Source organism: Intrasporangium sp., from assembly GCF_040414665.1.
Lineage (GTDB): Bacteria > Actinomycetota > Actinomycetes > Actinomycetales > Dermatophilaceae > Intrasporangium.
In genome coordinates, this window is record NZ_JBEDUL010000167.1 from 17,303 (window position 1) to 35,570 (window position 18,268).

Here is an 18,268-nt window from a genome sequence, read left to right on the forward strand (position 1 = left end):
GATGTGCGTCTGGTCGCCGCTCGTTCGAGGATGGGTCAGAGGATGACGAGGTCGTCGCGGTGGATGACCTCGCGCTCGTAGGCGGGGCCGAGCACCTTGGCCAGCTCCTTCGTGGAGTGCCCCAGCAGTGCGGGTAGCTCGTTCGAGGCGTAGTTGACCAGGCCCCGCGCGATCACGGTGCCATCGGGCGCGCACACGTCCACCGGATCGCCGTCGTGGAACATGCCCTCGACGCCGGTGATGCCTGCCGGCAGGAGCGACGTCTTGCGGTGCACGAGCGCGTGGACGGCGCCGTCGTCCACGAGGAGCCGACCGCGGGCCGAGGTGGCGTGCTCGAGCCAGAGCCGTCGCCTGCGCCCCCTCCGGCCGACGGGCAGGAAGACGGTCCCGACGTCGTCGCCCCTCAGCACCTCGATGACGCGGTCCGCCGCGGTGATCGACGTCGTCACGCCGGCGGCCGTGGCGATCCTCGCGGCCTCGATCTTCGTCACCATGCCGCCGGTGCCGACCTTGGAGCCGGTCCGTCCGATCTCGACGGCCGCGAGGTCCTCGGGGCCCCTGACGACGGGAATTCGGTGCGCGCCAGCGCGATGCGGTGGCGCGTCATAGAGCGCGTCGACATCGGACAGCAGGATGAGCGCATCCGCGTCGATGAGGTGGGCGACGAGGGCCGCAAGCCGGTCGTTGTCACCGAAGCGGATCTCGGACGTCGCGACCGTGTCGTTCTCGTTGACGATCGGTAGGACGCGCAGGTCGAGCAGGCGCTCGAGGGTACGGCGAGCATTGGCGTAGTGCGTGCGCCGAGTGACGTCGTCGGCAGTGAGGAGCACCTGGCCCACGGTGACGTCGTGGATCGCGAACGACTGGGTGTACGCGGCGAGCAGCGCGCCCTGGCCCACGCTGGCCGCGGCCTGCTGTGTCGCGAGATCGCGGGGACGTGACGCGAGACCGAGGGGGTGGATCCCGGCAGCGATGGCGCCGGAGCTGACGAGGACGATCTGGGTGCCGCGCCCGTGCTGGTGGGACAGGGCGTTGACCAGGGCGACGAGGCGCGCGTGGTCGATCCCACCGTCCGTGCCGGTCAGCGAGCTCGATCCGACCTTGACGACCAGGCGGCGAGCGCTGCTGATGACGGACCGGGGCGACACGACGTCAGCCTAGTGAGCCTGCCCTGAGCCGCGCGGCGCCGCTCACCATCCGATCGAGTGGACACACCATCTGTGCCAGAAGCTGTTCACTCGATCGTGGGAGGATCCCGTTGGGGGCCGGCTTGGGCGCACGACCTACCCTTGGAGCATGTCCCAGACGATCGACTCCACCGTCGTCGAGCAGGTCAACGAGCTCGCCGACCGCGCCCGCGTGGCCTCCCGCCGACTGGCGCTGCTGTCCCGGGCAGAGAAGGACGCCGCGCTGCACCAGCTCGCCGAGGCCATCGTCGCGGCGACGCCGCGAATCCTCGAGGCCAATGCGCGCGACCTCGAGCGCGGTCGGGCGAAGGGCATGCCGGAGGGCCTCCAGGACCGGCTGCGCCTCGACGCCGACCGCGTCGCCGGCGTGGCCCAGGCCTTGCGCGATGTCGCGGCACTCCCTGACCCGGTCGGAGAGATCGTCCGCGGGTCCACCTTGGCCAATGGTCTGCAGATCCGCCAGGTCCGCGTCCCCATGGGGGTCGTCGGAATGATCTACGAGGCGCGCCCCAACGTCACTGTCGACGCCGCGGGCCTCGGCCTGAAGTCGGGCAACGCCGTCATCCTGCGCGGGGGGTCCGCGGCGGGCGAGACCAACCAGGCGATCGTGGAGGCGATGCGCGACTCCCTTGCGGCACAAGGACTCCCCGCCGACGCAGTGACCAACCTCGTCGAGGGCGGGCACGACGCTGCCCGCGCCCTCATGACGGCGCGCGGCCGGGTCGACCTCGTCATCCCGCGCGGCGGCGCCGACCTCATCCAGACCGTGGTCCGCGAGTCGACCGTCCCCGTCATCGAGACCGGCGTGGGGGTGTGCCACGTCTATGTCGACAAGTCCGCCGACCTCGACAAGGCCGTGGCCATCGCCTTCAACGCCAAGACCCACCGCCCGAGCGTCTGCAACGCGGCAGAGTCCCTGCTCGTCCACCGCGCTGTCGCCGCCGACTTCCTCCCCAAGGCACTCACCGACCTCACCAACGCGGGGGTGAAACTGCACATCACGCCCGACGTGACGCCATATGCGGAAGCGAGCTCAGCGGCATACGACATCGCGTCCGAGAAGGACTTCGACACGGAGTGGCTCGCCCTCGAGCTCAACGTCGCCGTCGTCGACGACCTCGACGCGGCGATGGACCACATCCGCCGACACGGGTCCGGACACACCGAGGCGATCGTCACCGAGGACCGCGCGGCGGCCCGTCGCTTCACCCAGGAGGTCGACGCAGCGGCCGTCATGGTCAACGCGAGCACACGCTTCACGGACGGCGGGGAGTTCGGCTTCGGGGCAGAGATCGGCATCTCGACGCAGAAGCTGCATGCCCGCGGTCCGATGGCGCTGCCCGAGCTGACGACAACCAAGTGGATCGTCGAGGGGGACGGCCAGACCCGGTGACCCGGGCCGGTCCGCACCGGCGATTCCGTCGGGCCATGCGCGGTGCACCCCTCGCGAACTGGCATGATGGCGCGCCATGGAGGGCACTGAAGTCCGCAAGCTCGCTGCGCTCGAGGCGCGGCATTGGTGGTACCAGGAGCGTCGGCACCTGCTTGCCCAGGCGATCCGGGGGCTCGAACCGGGCACGGCCATCGACATCGGTGCCGCTGGCGGTGGCAACACGATGGTGCTGCACCAGGCGGGCTGGCGGGCGACCGCCCTGGAGTACAGCACCGAAGGTGCCGAGGTGGCTCACGAGCGCGGACTGCCGGTGCTCCGATCCGATGCGACCAAGCTGCCGCTCGCGGATGACTCCATTGACCTGGTGGTTGCCTTCGACCTCCTCGAGCACCTCGAGGACGACGACGCGGCGGTCCGGGAGGTCCACCGCGTCCTGCGGCCGACCGGCACGTATCTCATCGCCGTGCCGGCGGACCCCCGACTGTGGTCGGCCCACGACGAAGCCGTCGATCACGTGCGGCGCTACACCCGCGCTGAGCTGCTCGCGCTGCTCGACCGCGGGGGTTTCGAGGCGGCGGACGTCCGGTCGTGGAACGTGCTGCTGCGGCCCGTCGTCGCCATGCGCCGGCGCGCTTCGACCGGGTCGGATCTGGACGACCTGCATCCGGCCGTCAACGCCGCGTTGCGAGGCATCATCGTGGCCGAGCGTTACCTGCCCGTCCGCCGGCTGCCCGGGGTGAGCCTGCTCGTCAGGGCGCGGCCGCGAGCGTGAGCTCAGGCGGTCCGGTCGACACCCTCGTGCAAGGACGGCTGCGTCACCGGGGCGCCATCGTTGGGCATCGGCACGACGTGCGTCTCGATGAGCTGCTCGCGCGGCGTCGCCGGCAGGGGAGTGTCAGTTGGACCGTGCTTGGGCGAGCTCTCCGTGAGCGAGTCGTAGGCGATGAAGTAGGTGGGGCGGCCCTGCAGCTGGGCATACATCCGGCCGATGTACTCACCGAGGATGCCGACGCAGACAAGCTGCACGGCGCCGACCCCCGCAACGATCGCGACGGTGGACGTCCAGCCGGCGACGGTGTGCCCCTGGGCACGAGCGACGAGCGTGTAGACGATGAGGAGCACCGCGAGGAGGGCACCGAAGAAGCCTGCGAACGACGCCAGGCGCAGCGGTGCGATCGAGATCCCGGTCAGGGAGTCGACGGACAGCCGGAGCATCTTGAGCAGCGGATATTTCGTCGACCCGGCCGCCCGCTCCTCGCGCTTGTACTGCACCGTGTCGGAAGGGAAGCCCAAGGCCGGCACGACGAACCGGAGCACCCGGTTGTGCTCGGGCAGGTTGTTGACCGCATCGACGGTCGCCCGCGACATGAGCCGGAAGTCACCGGCGTCCGCGTGTGCGGACGTGCCGGACATGAGGCGGATGAACGAGTAGAACGACCGCGCGGAGACGCGCTTGAACCACGAGTCAGTGGACCGGTCGTTGCGCACGCCGTAGACGACGTCGACGTTGTCGCGTCTGGCCGCCTCGAGCATTTCCACGATGACCTCCGGCGGGTCCTGGAGGTCGGCGTCGAGCGTCACCACGTAGTCGCCGCGTGCGCTTGAGAGCCCTGCTGAGATGGCGGCCTGGTGGCCGGCATTGGCCCGGAGGCGCAGCACGCGCAACGCCGGCCACTCGCGGTGGTACCGGTGGAGCAGCGCCGGTGTCAGGTCCCGACTGCCGTCGTCGACGGCGACCACCTCGTAGGTCACACCCATGCCGTCGAGGAGGGGCCGCAGCCGCTCCACGAGCAGTGGCAGCACGTCCTCCTCGTTGTACATGGGGATGACGACGGAAAGCTCGGGCACCATGGGCTCCACCTTACGGCGCTTTGCCTGTTGGCCGCTGTGCGGCACCTTTTGACCGGATGTGCCCTGGATGGCACCCATCTGCTGGCCTACCTTCATCATATGAACCCGGTACTCATCCCACCTCGCCGGCCACGTCACGAGCCGCTGCGCTTCCGTCCCTCGTCCACCATCGTGTCCCTGCTCGTTGCCACGGGCGCCGTCCTCGCGGGGTGCGCCGGTGAGGACGGCCGTCCGGGAGCCGGCGCAACGACGTCCCGCGCGACCGCATGCGCCACGAACGGGAACGGGGCATTCTCGGAGAGCACCTTTCTGTTGAGCATGGGCTCTGCGCTCGGCTACTTCCGCGCAGGCATCTGGGAGCCCTACCAGTCCGGGCAGCTCGAACCGACCCGACCGAGCCGCGCGGCCTTGGTCGGCGTGGGGCTCGCGGCGACGCAGTCGAGCCGGGATGTCGAGAACGCAGCGGACAACATTGCTCGAGACGCCGTGCTCTGTGACGCGCTGGCCGCACCGTTGGCCGAGCTGGGTGAGCTGCTCGCCAGTCTCGGCGCGGCCACCGACTCCGACAAGGTCTTCTCCGACGCGGTCGATCCGGAGGCGTTGACTGCCGTGGCCAAGGCACAGGCGCTGTTCAACACGGTGGTCGAGGTGAGTCGAGAGCACGGCATGACGATCACGCCGACCAAGCCCAACCTTTTCTGAGTGCTCACCCGCGCCGGGCCTCGCGGGCAGGACGTTCCCGTGGGCTCTGCCTGATCTGTGCCGTCGATGACTGACCGTCGTGCGTGAGTCGGCGGGCGCGGGCGCTAGGCTGGCCGCATGTCTGATCGTGTCCTGACTCTGGCGGCGCAGGGCGAGGAAGCCACGCGCGAGCTTCCCATGCCGTTCGTGATGTACTTCATCATCACCTTCGCCCTGTTCCTGGTGGCGCTCGCCGTCACGTGGTCCTTCCGCAACACCGCCCACAAGGTGCCCGCGTCGACTCACGTCGACCAGCACGGCCGGATCCAGATCGAGGGCCACCCGAGCCACGTGGACGGGGCGAAGCACTGACCGGGCGCCGCCGCATCGGGGTCATGGGTGGGACCTTCGACCCCATCCATCACGGCCACCTTGTGGCGGCCAGCGAGGTCCAGTCGCTCTTCGGCCTCGAGCAGGTCGTCTTCGTCCCGACGGGGCAGCCGTGGCAGAAGTCACAGACGGAGGTCTCGCCGGCCGAACACCGGTACCTCATGACCGTCATCGCCACCGCCTCCAACCCTCGCTTCACGGTGAGCCGGGTGGACATCGACCGACCCGGCCCGACGTACACCATCGACACGCTGCGGGACCTGCGCGCGGAGCGCCCGGATGACGAGCTGTTCTTCATCACCGGCGCCGACGCCCTCGCCGACATCCTGTCGTGGAAGGACGCCGATGCCCTCTGGGAGCTCGCACACTTCGTCGGCGTGACGCGGCCGGGCCACGTCCTGTCCGACAAGGGCCTCCCGGAGGATCGCGTCACCCTCCAGGAGGTGCCCGCGATGTCCATCAGCTCGACGGACTGCCGGGCGAGGGTGGCCGGCGGCGAGCCCGTCTGGTACCTCGTCCCCGACGGGGTCGTCCAGTACATCAACAAGTACTGCCTCTACACCGGTGGGCCGTGCGGGGCACCTCCGGTCGAGCCGCTCGTGCGCCGGGTCGCGATACCGGCACCGACTGCCTCCGCCCCACAAGGAGACAAGTGACAGCAACAGCCCACGCGCTCCAGCTCGCCAAGGCCGCCGCGAACGCCGCCGAGGAGAAGATCGCCGAGAAGGTCACGGCGATCGATGTCAGCGACCAGATGCCGCTGACCGACATCTTCGTCATCGCGTCCGCCGCCTCCGAGCGGCAGATCGGGTCCATCGTCGACGAGGTCGAGGACCGCCTGCGCGAGCTCGGCTCCAAGCCGATCCGGCGTGAGGGTCAGCGGGAGGGTCGCTGGGTCCTCATCGACTTCGGCGACATCATCGTCCACATCCAGCACGAGGACGAGCGGGAGTACTACGCGCTCGAGCGGCTGTGGAAGGACTGCCCCGAGATCGACCTTGGGACGGTCGAGGCCCCGACACCGCCCGTGGCGGGAAGCAGCGCTGATGCTGGAGCGGACCCGGCGTCGTGAGCGTCGGATCGACCAGATCGGTGGGTCCGCGACGGATCGTCATCATGCGCCATGCCGAGACCGTCGACAACGCCGCTCGAATCTGGCAGGGCCACAAGGACTCAGAGCTGTCGGCGAGCGGTCGCGCCCAGGTGCTCGACGCCGCGCCGCACCTGGCTGCGTACCAGCCTGCCCTGCTCGTCTCGAGCGACCTGCAACGCGCCGCCGCGACGGCCGATGCCATCGCGCAGCTGACCGGGCTGGAGGTCAGGCTCGACAGCCGACTGCGAGAGGTGCACGTCGGTGAGTGGCAGGGCCTGCACGCCGACGAGGTGCGGGCCCGGTACCCGGAGGCCATCGCCGCTCTGGATCGAGGCGAGGACGTCCCCCGGGGCGTCACCGGTGAGACCCGGGAGGACGTGGCCCGCCGGGTGGGCGAGTCCGTCCGCGAGATCGAGCGGGAGCTGCTCGATGGCGAGACGGCCATCATCGTGACCCATGGGGTCTCCGGCCGGGTCGGCGCGACCGATCTCGTCGGGCTCGACCAGGACGTGGCGGACGCGATCTTCCGGGGTCTGGACAACTGCCACTGGATCGAGCTCGTCGAGGGCCGGAAGAGCTTCAGCGAGCGGGTGAGATGGCGCATCTCCGGGTGGAACCTGGGCCCGTGGAAGGCTTGAGCCGGATTTGGGCTCGGGCCTGTTCTTTGGCTAGAGTGACGCAGTCGCTTCACGGAAGTGGCGTCCAACTGGGGCTGTGGCGCAGCTGGTAGCGCACCTCCATGGCATGGAGGGGGTCAGGGGTTCGAGTCCCCTCAGCTCCACCAGACGACGAAGGGCCGGACCGGAAAGTCCGGCCCTTCGTCGTGCTCGCAGGACGCGGGAGCGCTGGCCGACCAGGGGCTGGTTCAATGGGTGGCGGCCCGGAGCCTCGCTGCCGGGTGCTGTTCGAGGAGGTCCCATGACGCGGCTGATCCGGCCGGACGAGCACGACGACCCGGTGGCCGCGGTGCTCTCCGCGCACCGTTCGGGCGCCCGGATCGCCCTGGCAACCTCGGGCACGACGGGTCCCGGCCCCCGCCACGTGGTGCGCACGACCCGGTCTTGGTGGGACTCGTTCCCTGCCTACTCGGAGCTGACCGGTGTGGCCGACGGTGCCCGGGTCTGGGTGCCTGGGCCGCTTCGGTCGACGATGAACCTCTTTGCGGCGGTGCACGCTGCGTGGGCCGGTGCCGTGCTCGTCGACGACCCGGCCCAGGCAGATCACGCATGCCTCACGCCGGCCGTGCTGGAACGCCGGGGCGAGGAGCTGCCTCGCGGGGCCCGGGTGGTCGTGGCGGGCGCCCATCTGCCGGACCGGTCGTCGGCCGCGGCCCGGCAGCGCGGGCTGCGGATCTCGCACTACTACGGTGCTGCAGAACTGAGCTTCGTCGCGGCGGCGGCCAGCGGGGGTGACGGCGCGCTCCGGGCGTTCCCGCGCGTCGAGATCGAGATCCGTGACGAGCCCGCACCGGGGACGATCTGGGTTCGCTCGCCGTGGGTGTGCGATGGCCAGACCGGTCCGCCGGGGTCTTTGGTCCGCGCTGAGGAGGGCTGGGCGACGGTGGGGGACGTCGGGTCGTTCGAGTCCGGCGTCCTCGTCGTGCGCGGTCGACCCGACGCCATCGTCACGGCGGGCGCCACCGTGCTCGTCGCCGACGTCGAGTCCGTGCTCGCTCCCGCCGCGCGGGGCGCTGTTGCCGTTCATGCCGTGCCGCACCCGACGCTGGGACAGCTCGTCGCCGCCACGCTGACTCTGGACGCGGACCGCGAGACCCTCGAGCGGCTCGCCCGGGACCGCCTGCCCGTGACGCACCGGCCGCGGGTGTGGCACGTGGTGTCGCACCTCCCGCTGACCGATGGCGGCAAGGTGGACCGTGCCGCGCTGGCTCGGTGAGCCGATGACCGACGCCCTCATCGTCGCAGCGCGCCGAACCCCGATCGGCACCGCGGGACGTCGTCTCGCCGGCGTCACGGCCGCCGAGCTCGCGGCGACAGTGGTGCGCGCCGCGGCCGACGACGTCGGGCAGGCGCCGAGCGAGGTCATTCTCGGCAACTGCATGGGTCCGGGAGGCAACGTCGCACGCGTGGCCGCACTGGCCGCCGGGCTGCCCGTCGACGTGGCCGCCCTCACGGTCGACCGGCAGTGCGCGAGCGGCTTGGCGGCCATCGAGCTCGGTGCCCGGCTGGTCTCAGCCGGATCAGGACCGGTGGTCGCCGGGGGAGTCGAGAGCGCATCGACCGCACCGTGGCGATTCTGGCCCCCACGGGGCGACAGCCCACCGCTCCGCTACGAGCGGGCCCCCTTCGCGCCACGGGCGGACGACGTGGACATGGGCCTCTCCGCGGACCTCCTCGCGCAGGAGTGCGGAGTCACGCGTCAACGACAGGATGCGTATGCCGCTGAGTCCCACGCGCGGGCCGTGCTGGCCGCCGCACGTGGCGAGTTCGCCGAAGAGATCGTTCCCGTGGACGGCGTGGCCGCCGACGAGCGGCCGCGGGCCGGCCTGACGGCCGAACGGCTGGCACGGTTCCCGGCCGCGTTCAGGTCGGGCGGGTCGGTGACCGTCGGCAACTCCTGCGGGATCAACGACGGGGCAGCAGCGGTTGGCATCCTTCCCGGCTCCGCACCGGAGGCGATCGGTCGCCCTGCACTCCGCGTGATCGGAGCCGCCTCCGTGGGAGTGGCCCCGGGACGACCGGGCCTCGCCCTCGTGCCCGCCGTGCGCGCCGCGATGTCCGAGGCGGGCGTGAGTGTGGCGGACCTCGACGTCATCGAGTTCAACGAAGCCTTCGCCGGTCAGGTCCTCGCCTGCTACGACGCCTTGGCCATCGACCCGAGCCGGGCCTGCACTGCCGGGGGTGCACTGGCCCTGGGCCACCCCTGGGGCGCGAGTGGGGCCGTGCTCGTGGTGCGGCTCTTCACGCAGCTCGTCCGTCAGGGGCGAGGTCGCTATGGTCTGGCTGCGATCGCTGCCGGCGGGGGGCAGGGGACGGCCTTGGTGGTGGAAACGTGCCGCTGATCGAGTTCGACGCCGTGGGGCACACCTACACCACGTCCGGCGTCGAGCGGACCGTGCTGCACGACGTCTCCCTCCGGCTCACCGAGAGGCGGGTCGGCGTCATCGGGGCAAACGGGTCGGGCAAGTCGACCTTTGCGCGGATGCTCAACGCCCTCGTCGTCCCGACCGCTGGGGTGGTCCGGATCGACGGCCTCGACACGGCCCGGGACGCCCGTTCGATCCGGCGCCGGGTCGGCTTCTGCTTCACCGATCCCGATGCCCAGATCGTCATGCCGACCGTTGCAGAGGACGTCGCCTTCGGGCTGCGGCGACACCGTCTGTCCAAGCCCGAGGTTGCGGCGCGGGTCGACTCTGCCCTCACGGCCTACGGTCTCGACGGGCACCGGGACCATCCGGCTCACCTGCTGTCCGGGGGCCAGAAGCAGCTGCTCGCCCTCGCATCGGTCCTGGTCACGCGGCCGGACCTCGTCGTCATGGACGAGCCGACGACGCTGCTCGACCTCGTGAACACGCGCCGAGTCCGCGAGGTGGTCCGCCAGCTCGACCAGCAGGTCGTGGTCGTCACCCACGACCTCGACCTCCTCGACGACTTCGACCGGGTCCTCGTCTTCCACGATGCCCGGTTGGCCTTCGATGGCGCGCCGGAGGCGGCCGTCGACGCGTACCTGCGGCTCGTGTCGTGAGCGCGCTCGCCGTCTACGTGCCGCGCGACTCCATCGTGCATCGCCTGTCTGCCGGCGCCAAGCTGGTCATCCTCGTCCTCGCCGCGATCGGGGTCGTGGCTCTGCGGCAGCCGTGGCAGGTCGCGGTGGTCCTCGCGGTCATCGCCGTGCTCTACGCCGCGGCGCGGATCCCGTGGCGCACCACGTTCGATCAGGTCCGTCCACTGCTGTGGTTCCTCCTCGCGCTCGGGCTCTTCCAGCTCGTCGTCGCCGGATGGCAGCGGTCAGTGGTCGTCGTGGGGACGATGCTGGCGCTCGTCCTGCTGGCCACCCTCGTCAGCCTCACCACCCGCACGACCGCACTGGTCGAGGTCGTCGTGCGGTGGCTCCGACCGTTCCGGCGTCTCGGCGTCGACCCCGAGCGGGTGGGCCTGCTCGTCGCACTCGGTGTCCGGTCGGTCGCCGTCATCATCGAGCTGTCCCGCGAGGTGCGGCAGGCGCAGCTGGCCCGGGGCGCCTCGGCGAGCCCGCTCGCCTTCATCGTGCCGCTCGTGGTCCGGACCCTCCGGCATGCCGATCGGCTGGCCGACGCGCTCCTCGCCCGCGGCATCGAGGACTGACACTGACGACTCGCGTCAGCGCACCGCCGTCTCCGGGGCCCGCTGCCCGACAGGGCGGTGGGGGAGCAGGCCCGGGTAGCCGCGGTGCACGGCAGCGGCGACAAGTGTGGCGATGACGGCCTTGGCAAGATCGCCGACGAGGAAGAGCGAGCTGCCCACCATGGCGGCAGGAAGACTGATGCCTGCGCGCCACGCCGTGGCAGGGACGCCGATGGCGTAGAGGACGATGATGCCGCCCAGGACGATCGCGACGAGCCCGTAGCCGGTGCTGTACGGGGCACCGCGCCGGAAGATGAGCGCCCCGATGACGAAGGCCGCGATGGGGAAGCCGATGAGGTAGCCCACGCTCGGGCCCGCGAAGACCCCGAGCCCGCCTCGTCCACCGGACAGGAGGGGGAGGCCCAGGGCGACGAGGAAGAGGAAGAGAAGCACGGCCGACGCGCCCCGACGGGCGCCGAGCACGGCTCCGGCGAGCATGATCCCGAGCGACTGCAGAGTGATCGGCACGGGGAAGCCAAACGGCGAGACTGCCGGCACGAGACCCAACCCGGCGATGAGGCCGGCGAAGGTCGCGATCAGCGCGAGATCTCGGGTGCGGCCGTGGGTCGAGCTCATGGGTCTCCTCGGCGAGGGTCGGGCGTCGCAGGTCAGCGTGGCCCACCGTACGGCGCCTGCGCGCAGCATGGCGAACCCGATCGCTGGGTGGGCACCGGCCGAGCAGCGGGTTCGTCAGGGGGTTGGCGGGCGAGTCGTCACGACGTAGAGGTCGTCCGTGCGCCAGTCGGCGATGGCCCTGGGCGTCTCGGACGGGGGCGCCTCTCGCGTCGTGAGCCGCGTGAGGAGCCGGTCGAGAGTGGAGTGCGCTGCTCGACCTCCTCGCAGGACGGGCGCCGAATCGACGAGGTCGACCTCCAGCTCGGGTTGCTCCAGCGACCGCGGGTCGAACTCGATGGTGCTGGTGACGATCTTCAGGTGGTCGGTCATGGCCACCGTTCCCGCTCGCCACAGCGCATCCGAGAGCTGGCCGGTGAGCGCCACGTCGATGCCGGCTCCGGCGTCGAGCAGGGTCGCGCCGGACGGGAAGGCGTCCGTGAAGATGCCGTACGTCTCGGTCAGGTCCAGCAGGGCACACCAGAGCGGCCGGGTCGTCGTGTTGGTCAGCGTCACGGTGAAGGTCGGGGCGTGGTCATCGACGTAGGCCAGCTCGAGCCGGCCATCGGGGCCCATCGCGCCGGAGGTCGACGTCACGTCGATGCCGATCGAGCCCGGAGGCAGCTGGGTTGCAGGATTGCCCAGCGACGAGAGTCGCAGCCAGCGCGCCACGCGCTCGAGGGCGAGGATCGTGCGCTCTTCGCGGTGGTGCCCGGCGACCACCGGGACGAGCGGACGGGTCACTCCCGGGCGGGTGATCTCGAAGCCGTCAGGTCGCGCTCGGACGATGAGGTCGGCGGCAGCCGGGTCCGCGGTCAGCCGGATCAGGGTCGTGTCGGCCGAGGCGGCCGCCTGCTGCAGCGCCGTGGTCACGTCATGCTCCCCGACGATGGCGACGTCGAGCGGCTTGAGCGGGATGGTCTTGACCACGGCGCGGTAGACGAACCCGGTGTCGAGCGCAGGTGTGAGGGCGACGATCGACCGGTCGGGCAGGACCGTGGTGACCTTGGCCTCGGCAAGCGGTGCACCGTCCGTGTCGTCATCCAGGGCATAGATCGCGAGCTCGGTCGTGTCATCCCCGATCGGCTCCGGGACGCCGTGGACCGCCCCCGCATCGATGCTCCAGCCGTCGGGCAACCGGCTCAGCCGCAGCTGCATCGGCCGCGCAGGCAGGGCCCCGCCGAGAAAGGCGCGGTCGAGGTCGGACGCATCCGCGGTCTCGAGCTGGGGGTGCTGGTCCTCGACCCGTGCGAGGACGCCCGCCGTGACGAACCGGTGGATGTCCCGGTAGCTGAGCAGCCCGCTGTTGTCCCGGAGGGCGCGCTCTAGTGCCGCCGAGAGGGCCCCTCGCCCGCGACCACCGATCGTCAGCTCCTTGGCCGTCTCGGAGGAGCGGCACGCGGCGATGAGGACGTGAGTCATCGTCGCCACCGGGCTCCACGCCGATCGCCTTCGGCGATCGTCTGCACGCTCGGGCGGCTGGGGTCCCATCGATGTCTCGGGGAGGAAGGAGCTGAAGGGCCGCGGCCTGCCGTCCTCAGGAGCGAGCCGCAGCCGCACCCACGCGGGAGCGTCGCGAGTGCCGTCACCGGAGTGGCAGCAGTCCAGGACGACGAGCAGGTGCCCGACCGAGCCACTCACGCCGGCCAGCAGTCCACTCAGCTCCTTGTCCGCCAGATCCCAGCCTCCGGTCGAGCGGCTGTCGACGAGCACGACGGTCTCGTTGCGTCGGTCCGGCTCCCGGGGCCACAGCTCCGGAGGGGCCTCCTGCTGCGAGCCGTGGCCGCTGAAGTAGAACAGCGCCGTGGAGTCGGGGCCACTCCCGCGCAGGTGGCATCGGATCGCCTCGGTCACGGCGTGGCGGGTCGCCTGCTCGTTCGTCAGCACGAGCAGGCTGAGGTCGGGCTCGGGGATCCGCAGGGCAAGGGTCTCTGCCATGGCCGTCACGTCGTTGACGCACCCCATGAGTGGCGGGACCGGCGGCGGGTAGGCATCGATGCCGACGAGCAGGGCGCGGAGCTCCGGCACCGGATCAGCCCTCGTCCCAGAGGAGGACCGTCTGCCAGCGACCAGGGTGGGGCTGGGCGCTGGCGACCCGGCCGGGGTTGGTGCTCAGCATCGTCCTGAGCTGTCCTGTCCGCTCGGCATCGCTGACGTTCAGGTTCATTCCGACGACGGTGCCGCGTGCCGGTGGGATCGTCAGCCCGAGGGCACTCCAGGGGACCCGGGCCTCCAGCTCGTATCCATCTGCCGTGGGGCGGCGGGCGACCTCGATGGAGGGGGCGAGGTCACCCGACACGAAGGTTCCCTTGCTCGCCGGGTTGATGGCGGCGACGCCACCCCGGTCGCCGTCCTCGACGACGCCGATCATCACGTGCAGGTCCTGACCCGTCCGGAGCTTGTCGTTGGGATCGAGGGCGCGGGGGTCCGGCCCGAACTCGAACGAGATGCCGTCACCGGTCCAGAAGGTCCCCGGGCTCGATGTTCGGACGGGGGTGATCTCGGAGTCGGTGACCGCGGCGTGGACGAAGAGCGCGTCCTTGTCCCACAGCAGTTGGACGGCGCCCGACAGACCGGCTCGGACACCACCGCGCTTGTCGACGACCGCGGTCACGGGGTGACTGGTCACGGACCGCCAGTCGTCGAACTCGCCGTCGACGACCGGGGCCACCGGGGCACATCCGACGACGAAGGTCGTCTTCGGGGGAGACGACTGCGACGGCGAACCACACGCGATGCCGACGATCGGCTCGGCCCGCTGCAGGAGGCTCGGCAGGAAACGCCAAGCGAGGAAAGCCACCGCGACCACCGCGACCAATGCGACCAGCTTGACCGTGCGCGTTGGCCGTCTGCGCGGTTTGCCGCCGGCCGCGCGATCATGCGGCTCCGGCCGATCGAGGTCACGCTGCGGTTCCGCCTCGACGTCGGGCTGGGCTCCTCCCTCGGGTTCGGCCTTGACCCGATCGAGCAGCTGCGTCACGTCCGCGTAGTCCGGGCGCTCTGTCGCGATCCGTTCCAGGATCGGCACCGCGGCCTGCGGCGTAGCTGACGCGAGCGACGACTTCGCCGCGGCGTAGAGCGACTCCCAACGTCCCTCCGGCGCAGGCTCGGCGAGACTGCTGAGCGCGGAGACGTCGAAGGGCTGGTCCGATCCGGACCGCACGAGCACGGGGGTTCCCCACTCGGAGACCTCGTCGGAGGTCGCCATCGCCTTGCGCACCTCGCAGATCGCGGCGTCGATCGGCAGGCCCCGCGTCAGGAAGTAGTAGAACTCGTGGCTGAAGACGAGCGCCGCCCGGTCAGAGATCTCGGTCTGCATGGCAACCACCGCGGGCAGCCCCTGGCGCACCAGCGCCTGCGCCACCCCTGAGAAGGCGTCCCGTCCGCTCGTCCGTGCTCCCTCGCACGCATTGAGCACCACCAGCTGCATGCCGCTGGCGTCGTGCAGGAGGGTACCGAGGCGCGAGGCGCCGACGCGGTGCGCCGTGCCGTCCGGTCGCTCGAGGACGAGGACGCCCTCACCGGCGGTCTCGTCGAAACCGCCGTGTCCAATGAAGTGGAAGACGTGGAACGTGTCGAGCAGCGCCCGTTGCAGAGCGCTCAGCGTCGCATCGGTGAGCACGACGAGCTCGAGCCGCCCGCTCGAGACGAGGTCGGCAGTCGTCGCCCGGAGGAGCTCCTCCTCGTGGGCGACCGCGAGCTCGGGAACGTCCGACGGGCTCGAGATGAGGACGAGCACGCGCAGCGGTGCCGTCACCCGGACGGGCGCCGGGACGTCCAGCGCGTCGAAGGACCGGACGATCGGTGTCTGGGTGGACAGCGTGAGGAACCGTCCCAGCTCGCTGTCGTAGAGGTACTCCCACGGAACCGGCTCCAGGTCCGGAGAGCCCGCGAGGGACAGCCGCAGCCGCAGCCCCGCGCCCTGCCCCTTCGCCGTCGACAGGCTCTCGCGGAACAGCCGGCCGACCTCGCCCGCGAGCAACGCGCCACCGAGACGGGCGCCGTAGTCCTTGACCTCCCGCACAGGTGCCTCCGCGGGGACCAGGCGCCGGGAGGAGACCCGGGGCGGCCCGACCGCGGTCATGAACTGGGCGAGCTCGACCGGCTTGAAGGGCAGGGAGAAGGCCGCATCGCCCGTGCCGACGGGGGAGCTCGTCACGCGGGCCATCTGTCCGGCCGCGGTGGTCTCGATCGAGACCTCGAAGTCGAGATAGTCGCGTTCCACGGAGACCCCCTCACACAGGGACCCATTCGGATCGGTGCGTCACCCTGACCCTGAGTAGAGGCTAGTCCCGAACGGGGTGATACTCACGGATTCGCCCGATCCGCGTCGGGGCCGTACCATCGCCCCGAGAGCGGCCGGAAGGCCCTCGCGGACGAGGGAGCCGTACCCGCCCAGCGACAAGACGGCCGCACTGGAGTCATCGTGCACTGGTTCGTGCTCATCCTCTCGGGGGTCCTCGAGGCCGTCTGGGCCACGGCTCTGGCAACCTCCGACCGTTTCCGTCGCCCTCTGCCGACCGTTGTCTTCGCGGTGGCCCTTGCCGCGAGCATGGGCGGACTCGCCTACGCGATGACGGGCCTGCCCACTGGGACCGCCTACGCCGTATGGGTCGGCATCGGCGCCGTCTGCACCGTGCTGCTCTCGGTGGCGCGCGGCCGCGAGCGCTTGGATGCGCGCCGCGCCGCGCTCCTCCTCCTGCTCGTCGGCAGCGTCATCGGCCTCAAGGCGGTGGCCTGATGCCCTGGGTGATCCTGCTGGCCAGCGCCGTGCTCGAGGCGGTCTGGGCCAGCGCGCTCGGAGCGTCTGACGGATTGTCCCGGCTCGTGCCCACCGTCGTCTTCTTTGTCGCCCTGGCGGCCAGCATGGTCGGCCTGGGCATGGCAGCGGAGTCCATCCCCATCGGCACGGCCTACGCCGTCTGGACGGGAGTCGGTGCCGCCCTCACGGTCACGTGGGCCATCGTGGTAGGCGGTGAGTCCTCCTCCGTCCCAAAGGTTCTGCTTCTCGGCGGGATCGTTCTGGCCGTCGTCGGACTGCGGTTCGTCGGCTCCACGGGAGGCGAGAGTGACGTGGGGTGACGCCGCCCACCTTCTGCCTTCGCGCCGCGGCGACCGGCCTACGCTGGACGTGGGAGCCGAGCGCGTGGCGCGAGGCGGCCCGCGAAGGAGTAGTGACGATCATGACCGCGAACCTGATCCCGGTCACCCCGTCCGCCGACCCACAACCCACCCCCCGCGTCGACCGCACCGGCGCTGACGCCGAGCTGCACGACCGTGCCGTCAAGCGGCTCAAGGCGAAGGCAGAGTTCCGCGTCCACCTGCTGATCTACGCGCTCTTCAACGGCATGTTCGTGCTCATCTGGGCGATGACCGGCGCGAACTTCTTCTGGCCTGTCTTCCCCATCGGCATCTGGGGCATCGGCCTCGTTGCGCACGCGATGGACGTGTACTGGCGGCACGAGCCCACCGAGTCCGAGATCGCCTCGGAGATGGATCGGTTGCGCAGCAGGTGACCCCACGGCGCCGTTGTCGCCACTAGGCTCCGGTGGATGGACGGTTGGTGGCTCGAAGCTGTCGGCTGGATCGGCTCCGCCGTACTCGTTTGGTCACTGCTGCAGACCGAGCTGCACCGGCTCCGGATCATCAACCTCATCGGCTGCCTCGTCCTGATCATCTACAACGGCGTGGTCGGCGTGTGGCCCATGGTCGGGCTCAACATCGTGCTCGCCGTCATCAACGTCGTGCACCTGTTGCGCATGTCGAGGGAACGCCACGACTCGGGCGTCTACGAGGTCATCGAGGTTGCCGGTGACGACGAGTTCCTGCGGCATGGCCTGCGGGTGCACGAGGCGGACATCCGCCGCCACAACCCCGGGTTCGTCCACGACCCGTTCACGGGCGACCCGTGCTACCTCATCGTCAAGGGCGACACGGCGGTCGGCGTCGTGCTCATGCGCGATCTCGGCGACGGGCGGGCGCAGCTGCTGCTCGACTACGTGACCCCGCCCTATCGCGACCTCTCACCAGGCGAGTTCGTCTTCGGGCCCGAGGGCCCCTTCCGCAGCCGCGGCTACCGCGAGATCCTCACCCCGGCAGGGATGGTGGACCCGTACTACGAGCGGCTGGGCTTCCGGAAGCACGGCGACGCCTACGTCCTGTGAGGGGCGCCGGCGGTACCCGCGTAGAGAAGCCAGCACAGCGGCATACGGCACACTCGTCTTCTTCCGTATGCCGCTGAGCTGGCTCGTGCCGGCGAAGTGGCCGTGCGCTCCGGCGGGCTCCCAGCCGGCTCAGATGAGCTTGCGGCACTTGGTCATGAACCGCTCCGGGTTGACGATGGCGCGGTGGAGCTCACCGCTCCCCAGATCGTCCCCGTCGGCATCCCTGACCCGGACGAAGCAGACCAGCCGCCGTCCGTCGTTGATCGGCTCGGCGCATTCGATCGTCACTTCCGTCCCGACCGGGCTGCCCTTGGTGTGCTCGAACTTCACCATCGTCCCGACCGTCGTGTGGTCCTCGTCGACGGACTTCTGGCAGACCTGGAAGGCAGCGACCTCACACCAGGTGATGAGGCGTGGCGTTGCGAGGACGTCGAGGTCCCCTGTACCCAGCTTCACCGCCGTGTCGTCTGGCGTCACGGTGTGCTGGAACTGGCGCATTGGCATTACTCGAGTCTCCCATGGATCGTTGGCGGCTCCGCTTCGGGTCCATGATGGTG

General features: G+C 70.5%; 21 protein-coding genes, 1 tRNA gene and 1 riboswitch. Of the genes, 16 read left to right on the forward strand and 6 right to left on the reverse strand.

What is annotated here, in order from left to right; genetic code table 11:
• Positions 1-35 precede the first annotated feature (35 nt).
• Entirely contained in the window at positions 36-1,148 is a 1,113-nt protein-coding gene (gene proB / locus ABF401_RS17925; protein WP_353510947.1) for a glutamate 5-kinase, read from the reverse strand.
• A gap of 148 nt (positions 1,149-1,296) precedes the next feature.
• Between proB and ABF401_RS17930 the strand changes: the two genes are divergently transcribed.
• On the forward strand, positions 1,297-2,580 hold the full coding sequence (locus ABF401_RS17930) for a glutamate-5-semialdehyde dehydrogenase (RefSeq protein ID WP_353510948.1): 1,284 nt from the start codon (positions 1,297-1,299) through the stop codon (positions 2,578-2,580).
• 76 nt (positions 2,581-2,656) lie between these two features.
• Positions 2,657-3,352 (forward strand): class I SAM-dependent methyltransferase, encoded by a 696-nt coding sequence (locus ABF401_RS17935; protein ID WP_353510949.1) that lies wholly within the window; start codon positions 2,657-2,659, stop codon positions 3,350-3,352.
• A gap of 2 nt (positions 3,353-3,354) precedes the next feature.
• Here ABF401_RS17935 and ABF401_RS17940 read toward each other — a convergent pair whose 3' ends face one another.
• Positions 3,355-4,431 carry a glycosyltransferase family 2 protein gene (locus ABF401_RS17940; RefSeq protein ID WP_353510950.1) on the reverse strand — a complete coding sequence of 359 codons (1,077 nt, stop codon included), beginning with the start codon at positions 4,429-4,431 and terminating at the stop codon, positions 3,355-3,357.
• 99 nt (positions 4,432-4,530) lie between these two features.
• Between ABF401_RS17940 and ABF401_RS17945 the strand changes: the two genes are divergently transcribed.
• From ABF401_RS17945 to ABF401_RS17990, 10 genes are all read left to right on the forward strand, one after another.
• Positions 4,531-5,133 (forward strand): hypothetical protein, encoded by a 603-nt coding sequence (locus ABF401_RS17945; protein ID WP_353510951.1) that lies wholly within the window; start codon positions 4,531-4,533, stop codon positions 5,131-5,133.
• 117 nt (positions 5,134-5,250) lie between these two features.
• Complete coding sequence (locus ABF401_RS17950; protein WP_353510952.1) at positions 5,251-5,484, forward strand: hypothetical protein; 234 nt, start codon at positions 5,251-5,253, stop codon at positions 5,482-5,484.
• Positions 5,485-5,507: 23 nt separating this feature from the next.
• The gene (gene nadD, locus ABF401_RS17955; RefSeq protein ID WP_502908281.1) at positions 5,508-6,158 is read left to right on the forward strand and encodes a nicotinate-nucleotide adenylyltransferase; all 651 of its coding nucleotides are present in this window, start codon (positions 5,508-5,510) and stop codon (positions 6,156-6,158) included.
• A complete protein-coding gene (rsfS, locus tag ABF401_RS17960) occupies positions 6,155-6,574 on the forward strand; it encodes a ribosome silencing factor (RefSeq protein WP_353510953.1) in 420 nt (139 codons plus the stop codon). Before nadD ends, rsfS begins: the two co-directional genes overlap by 4 nt.
• A 44-nt stretch (positions 6,575-6,618) precedes the next feature.
• A complete protein-coding gene (locus tag ABF401_RS17965; protein ID WP_353510954.1) occupies positions 6,619-7,233 on the forward strand; it encodes a histidine phosphatase family protein in 615 nt (204 codons plus the stop codon).
• A gap of 70 nt (positions 7,234-7,303) precedes the next feature.
• Positions 7,304-7,379 (forward strand) — tRNA-Ala (locus tag ABF401_RS17970).
• 134 nt (positions 7,380-7,513) lie between these two features.
• Entirely contained in the window at positions 7,514-8,488 is a 975-nt protein-coding gene (locus tag ABF401_RS17975; protein ID WP_353510955.1) for an AMP-binding enzyme, read from the forward strand.
• Complete coding sequence (locus ABF401_RS17980; protein WP_353510956.1) at positions 8,469-9,614, forward strand: thiolase family protein; 1,146 nt, start codon at positions 8,469-8,471, stop codon at positions 9,612-9,614. The genes ABF401_RS17975 and ABF401_RS17980 overlap by 20 nt, the downstream gene beginning before the upstream one ends.
• Positions 9,605-10,297: an energy-coupling factor ABC transporter ATP-binding protein gene (locus tag ABF401_RS17985; RefSeq protein ID WP_353510957.1), complete on the forward strand. Its 693-nt coding sequence runs from the start codon at positions 9,605-9,607 to the stop codon at positions 10,295-10,297. Before ABF401_RS17980 ends, ABF401_RS17985 begins: the two co-directional genes overlap by 10 nt.
• The gene (locus ABF401_RS17990) at positions 10,294-10,896 is read left to right on the forward strand and encodes an energy-coupling factor transporter transmembrane component T family protein (protein WP_353510958.1); all 603 of its coding nucleotides are present in this window, start codon (positions 10,294-10,296) and stop codon (positions 10,894-10,896) included. Before ABF401_RS17985 ends, ABF401_RS17990 begins: the two co-directional genes overlap by 4 nt.
• A 15-nt stretch (positions 10,897-10,911) precedes the next feature.
• Here the strand turns inward: ABF401_RS17990 and ABF401_RS17995 are convergent, their stop codons facing one another.
• The 3 genes from ABF401_RS17995 to ABF401_RS18005 form a co-directional block, all read right to left on the reverse strand.
• Entirely contained in the window at positions 10,912-11,511 is a 600-nt protein-coding gene (locus tag ABF401_RS17995) for a biotin transporter BioY (RefSeq protein WP_353510959.1), read from the reverse strand.
• 114 nt (positions 11,512-11,625) lie between these two features.
• Positions 11,626-13,575 (reverse strand): caspase family protein, encoded by a 1,950-nt coding sequence (locus ABF401_RS18000; RefSeq protein ID WP_353510960.1) that lies wholly within the window; start codon positions 13,573-13,575, stop codon positions 11,626-11,628.
• A gap of 4 nt (positions 13,576-13,579) precedes the next feature.
• The gene (locus tag ABF401_RS18005; RefSeq protein WP_353510961.1) at positions 13,580-15,772 is read right to left on the reverse strand and encodes a CHAT domain-containing protein; all 2,193 of its coding nucleotides are present in this window, start codon (positions 15,770-15,772) and stop codon (positions 13,580-13,582) included.
• A gap of 127 nt (positions 15,773-15,899) precedes the next feature.
• Positions 15,900-15,964, forward strand: a riboswitch (guanidine-III (ykkC-III) riboswitch).
• Positions 15,965-15,973: 9 nt separating this feature from the next.
• On the opposite strand from ABF401_RS18005, the gene ABF401_RS18010 reads away from it, so the two are divergent.
• Genes ABF401_RS18010 through ABF401_RS18025 form a run of 4 tightly spaced genes read left to right on the forward strand, consistent with a single transcriptional unit; the run spans position 15,974 to position 17,711 of the window.
• Entirely contained in the window at positions 15,974-16,288 is a 315-nt protein-coding gene (locus tag ABF401_RS18010) for a DMT family transporter (RefSeq protein WP_353510962.1), read from the forward strand.
• The gene (locus ABF401_RS18015) at positions 16,288-16,629 is read left to right on the forward strand and encodes a DMT family transporter (protein ID WP_353510963.1); all 342 of its coding nucleotides are present in this window, start codon (positions 16,288-16,290) and stop codon (positions 16,627-16,629) included. Before ABF401_RS18010 ends, ABF401_RS18015 begins: the two co-directional genes overlap by 1 nt.
• Complete coding sequence (locus ABF401_RS18020; protein ID WP_353510964.1) at positions 16,626-17,063, forward strand: 2TM domain-containing protein; 438 nt, start codon at positions 16,626-16,628, stop codon at positions 17,061-17,063. The genes ABF401_RS18015 and ABF401_RS18020 overlap by 4 nt, the downstream gene beginning before the upstream one ends.
• 36 nt (positions 17,064-17,099) lie before the next feature.
• A complete protein-coding gene (locus ABF401_RS18025; RefSeq protein WP_353510965.1) occupies positions 17,100-17,711 on the forward strand; it encodes a YgjV family protein in 612 nt (203 codons plus the stop codon).
• Positions 17,712-17,840: 129 nt separating this feature from the next.
• Here the strand turns inward: ABF401_RS18025 and ABF401_RS18030 are convergent, their stop codons facing one another.
• A complete protein-coding gene (locus ABF401_RS18030) occupies positions 17,841-18,215 on the reverse strand; it encodes a thioesterase family protein (RefSeq protein ID WP_353510966.1) in 375 nt (124 codons plus the stop codon).
• Positions 18,216-18,268 lie beyond the last annotated feature (53 nt).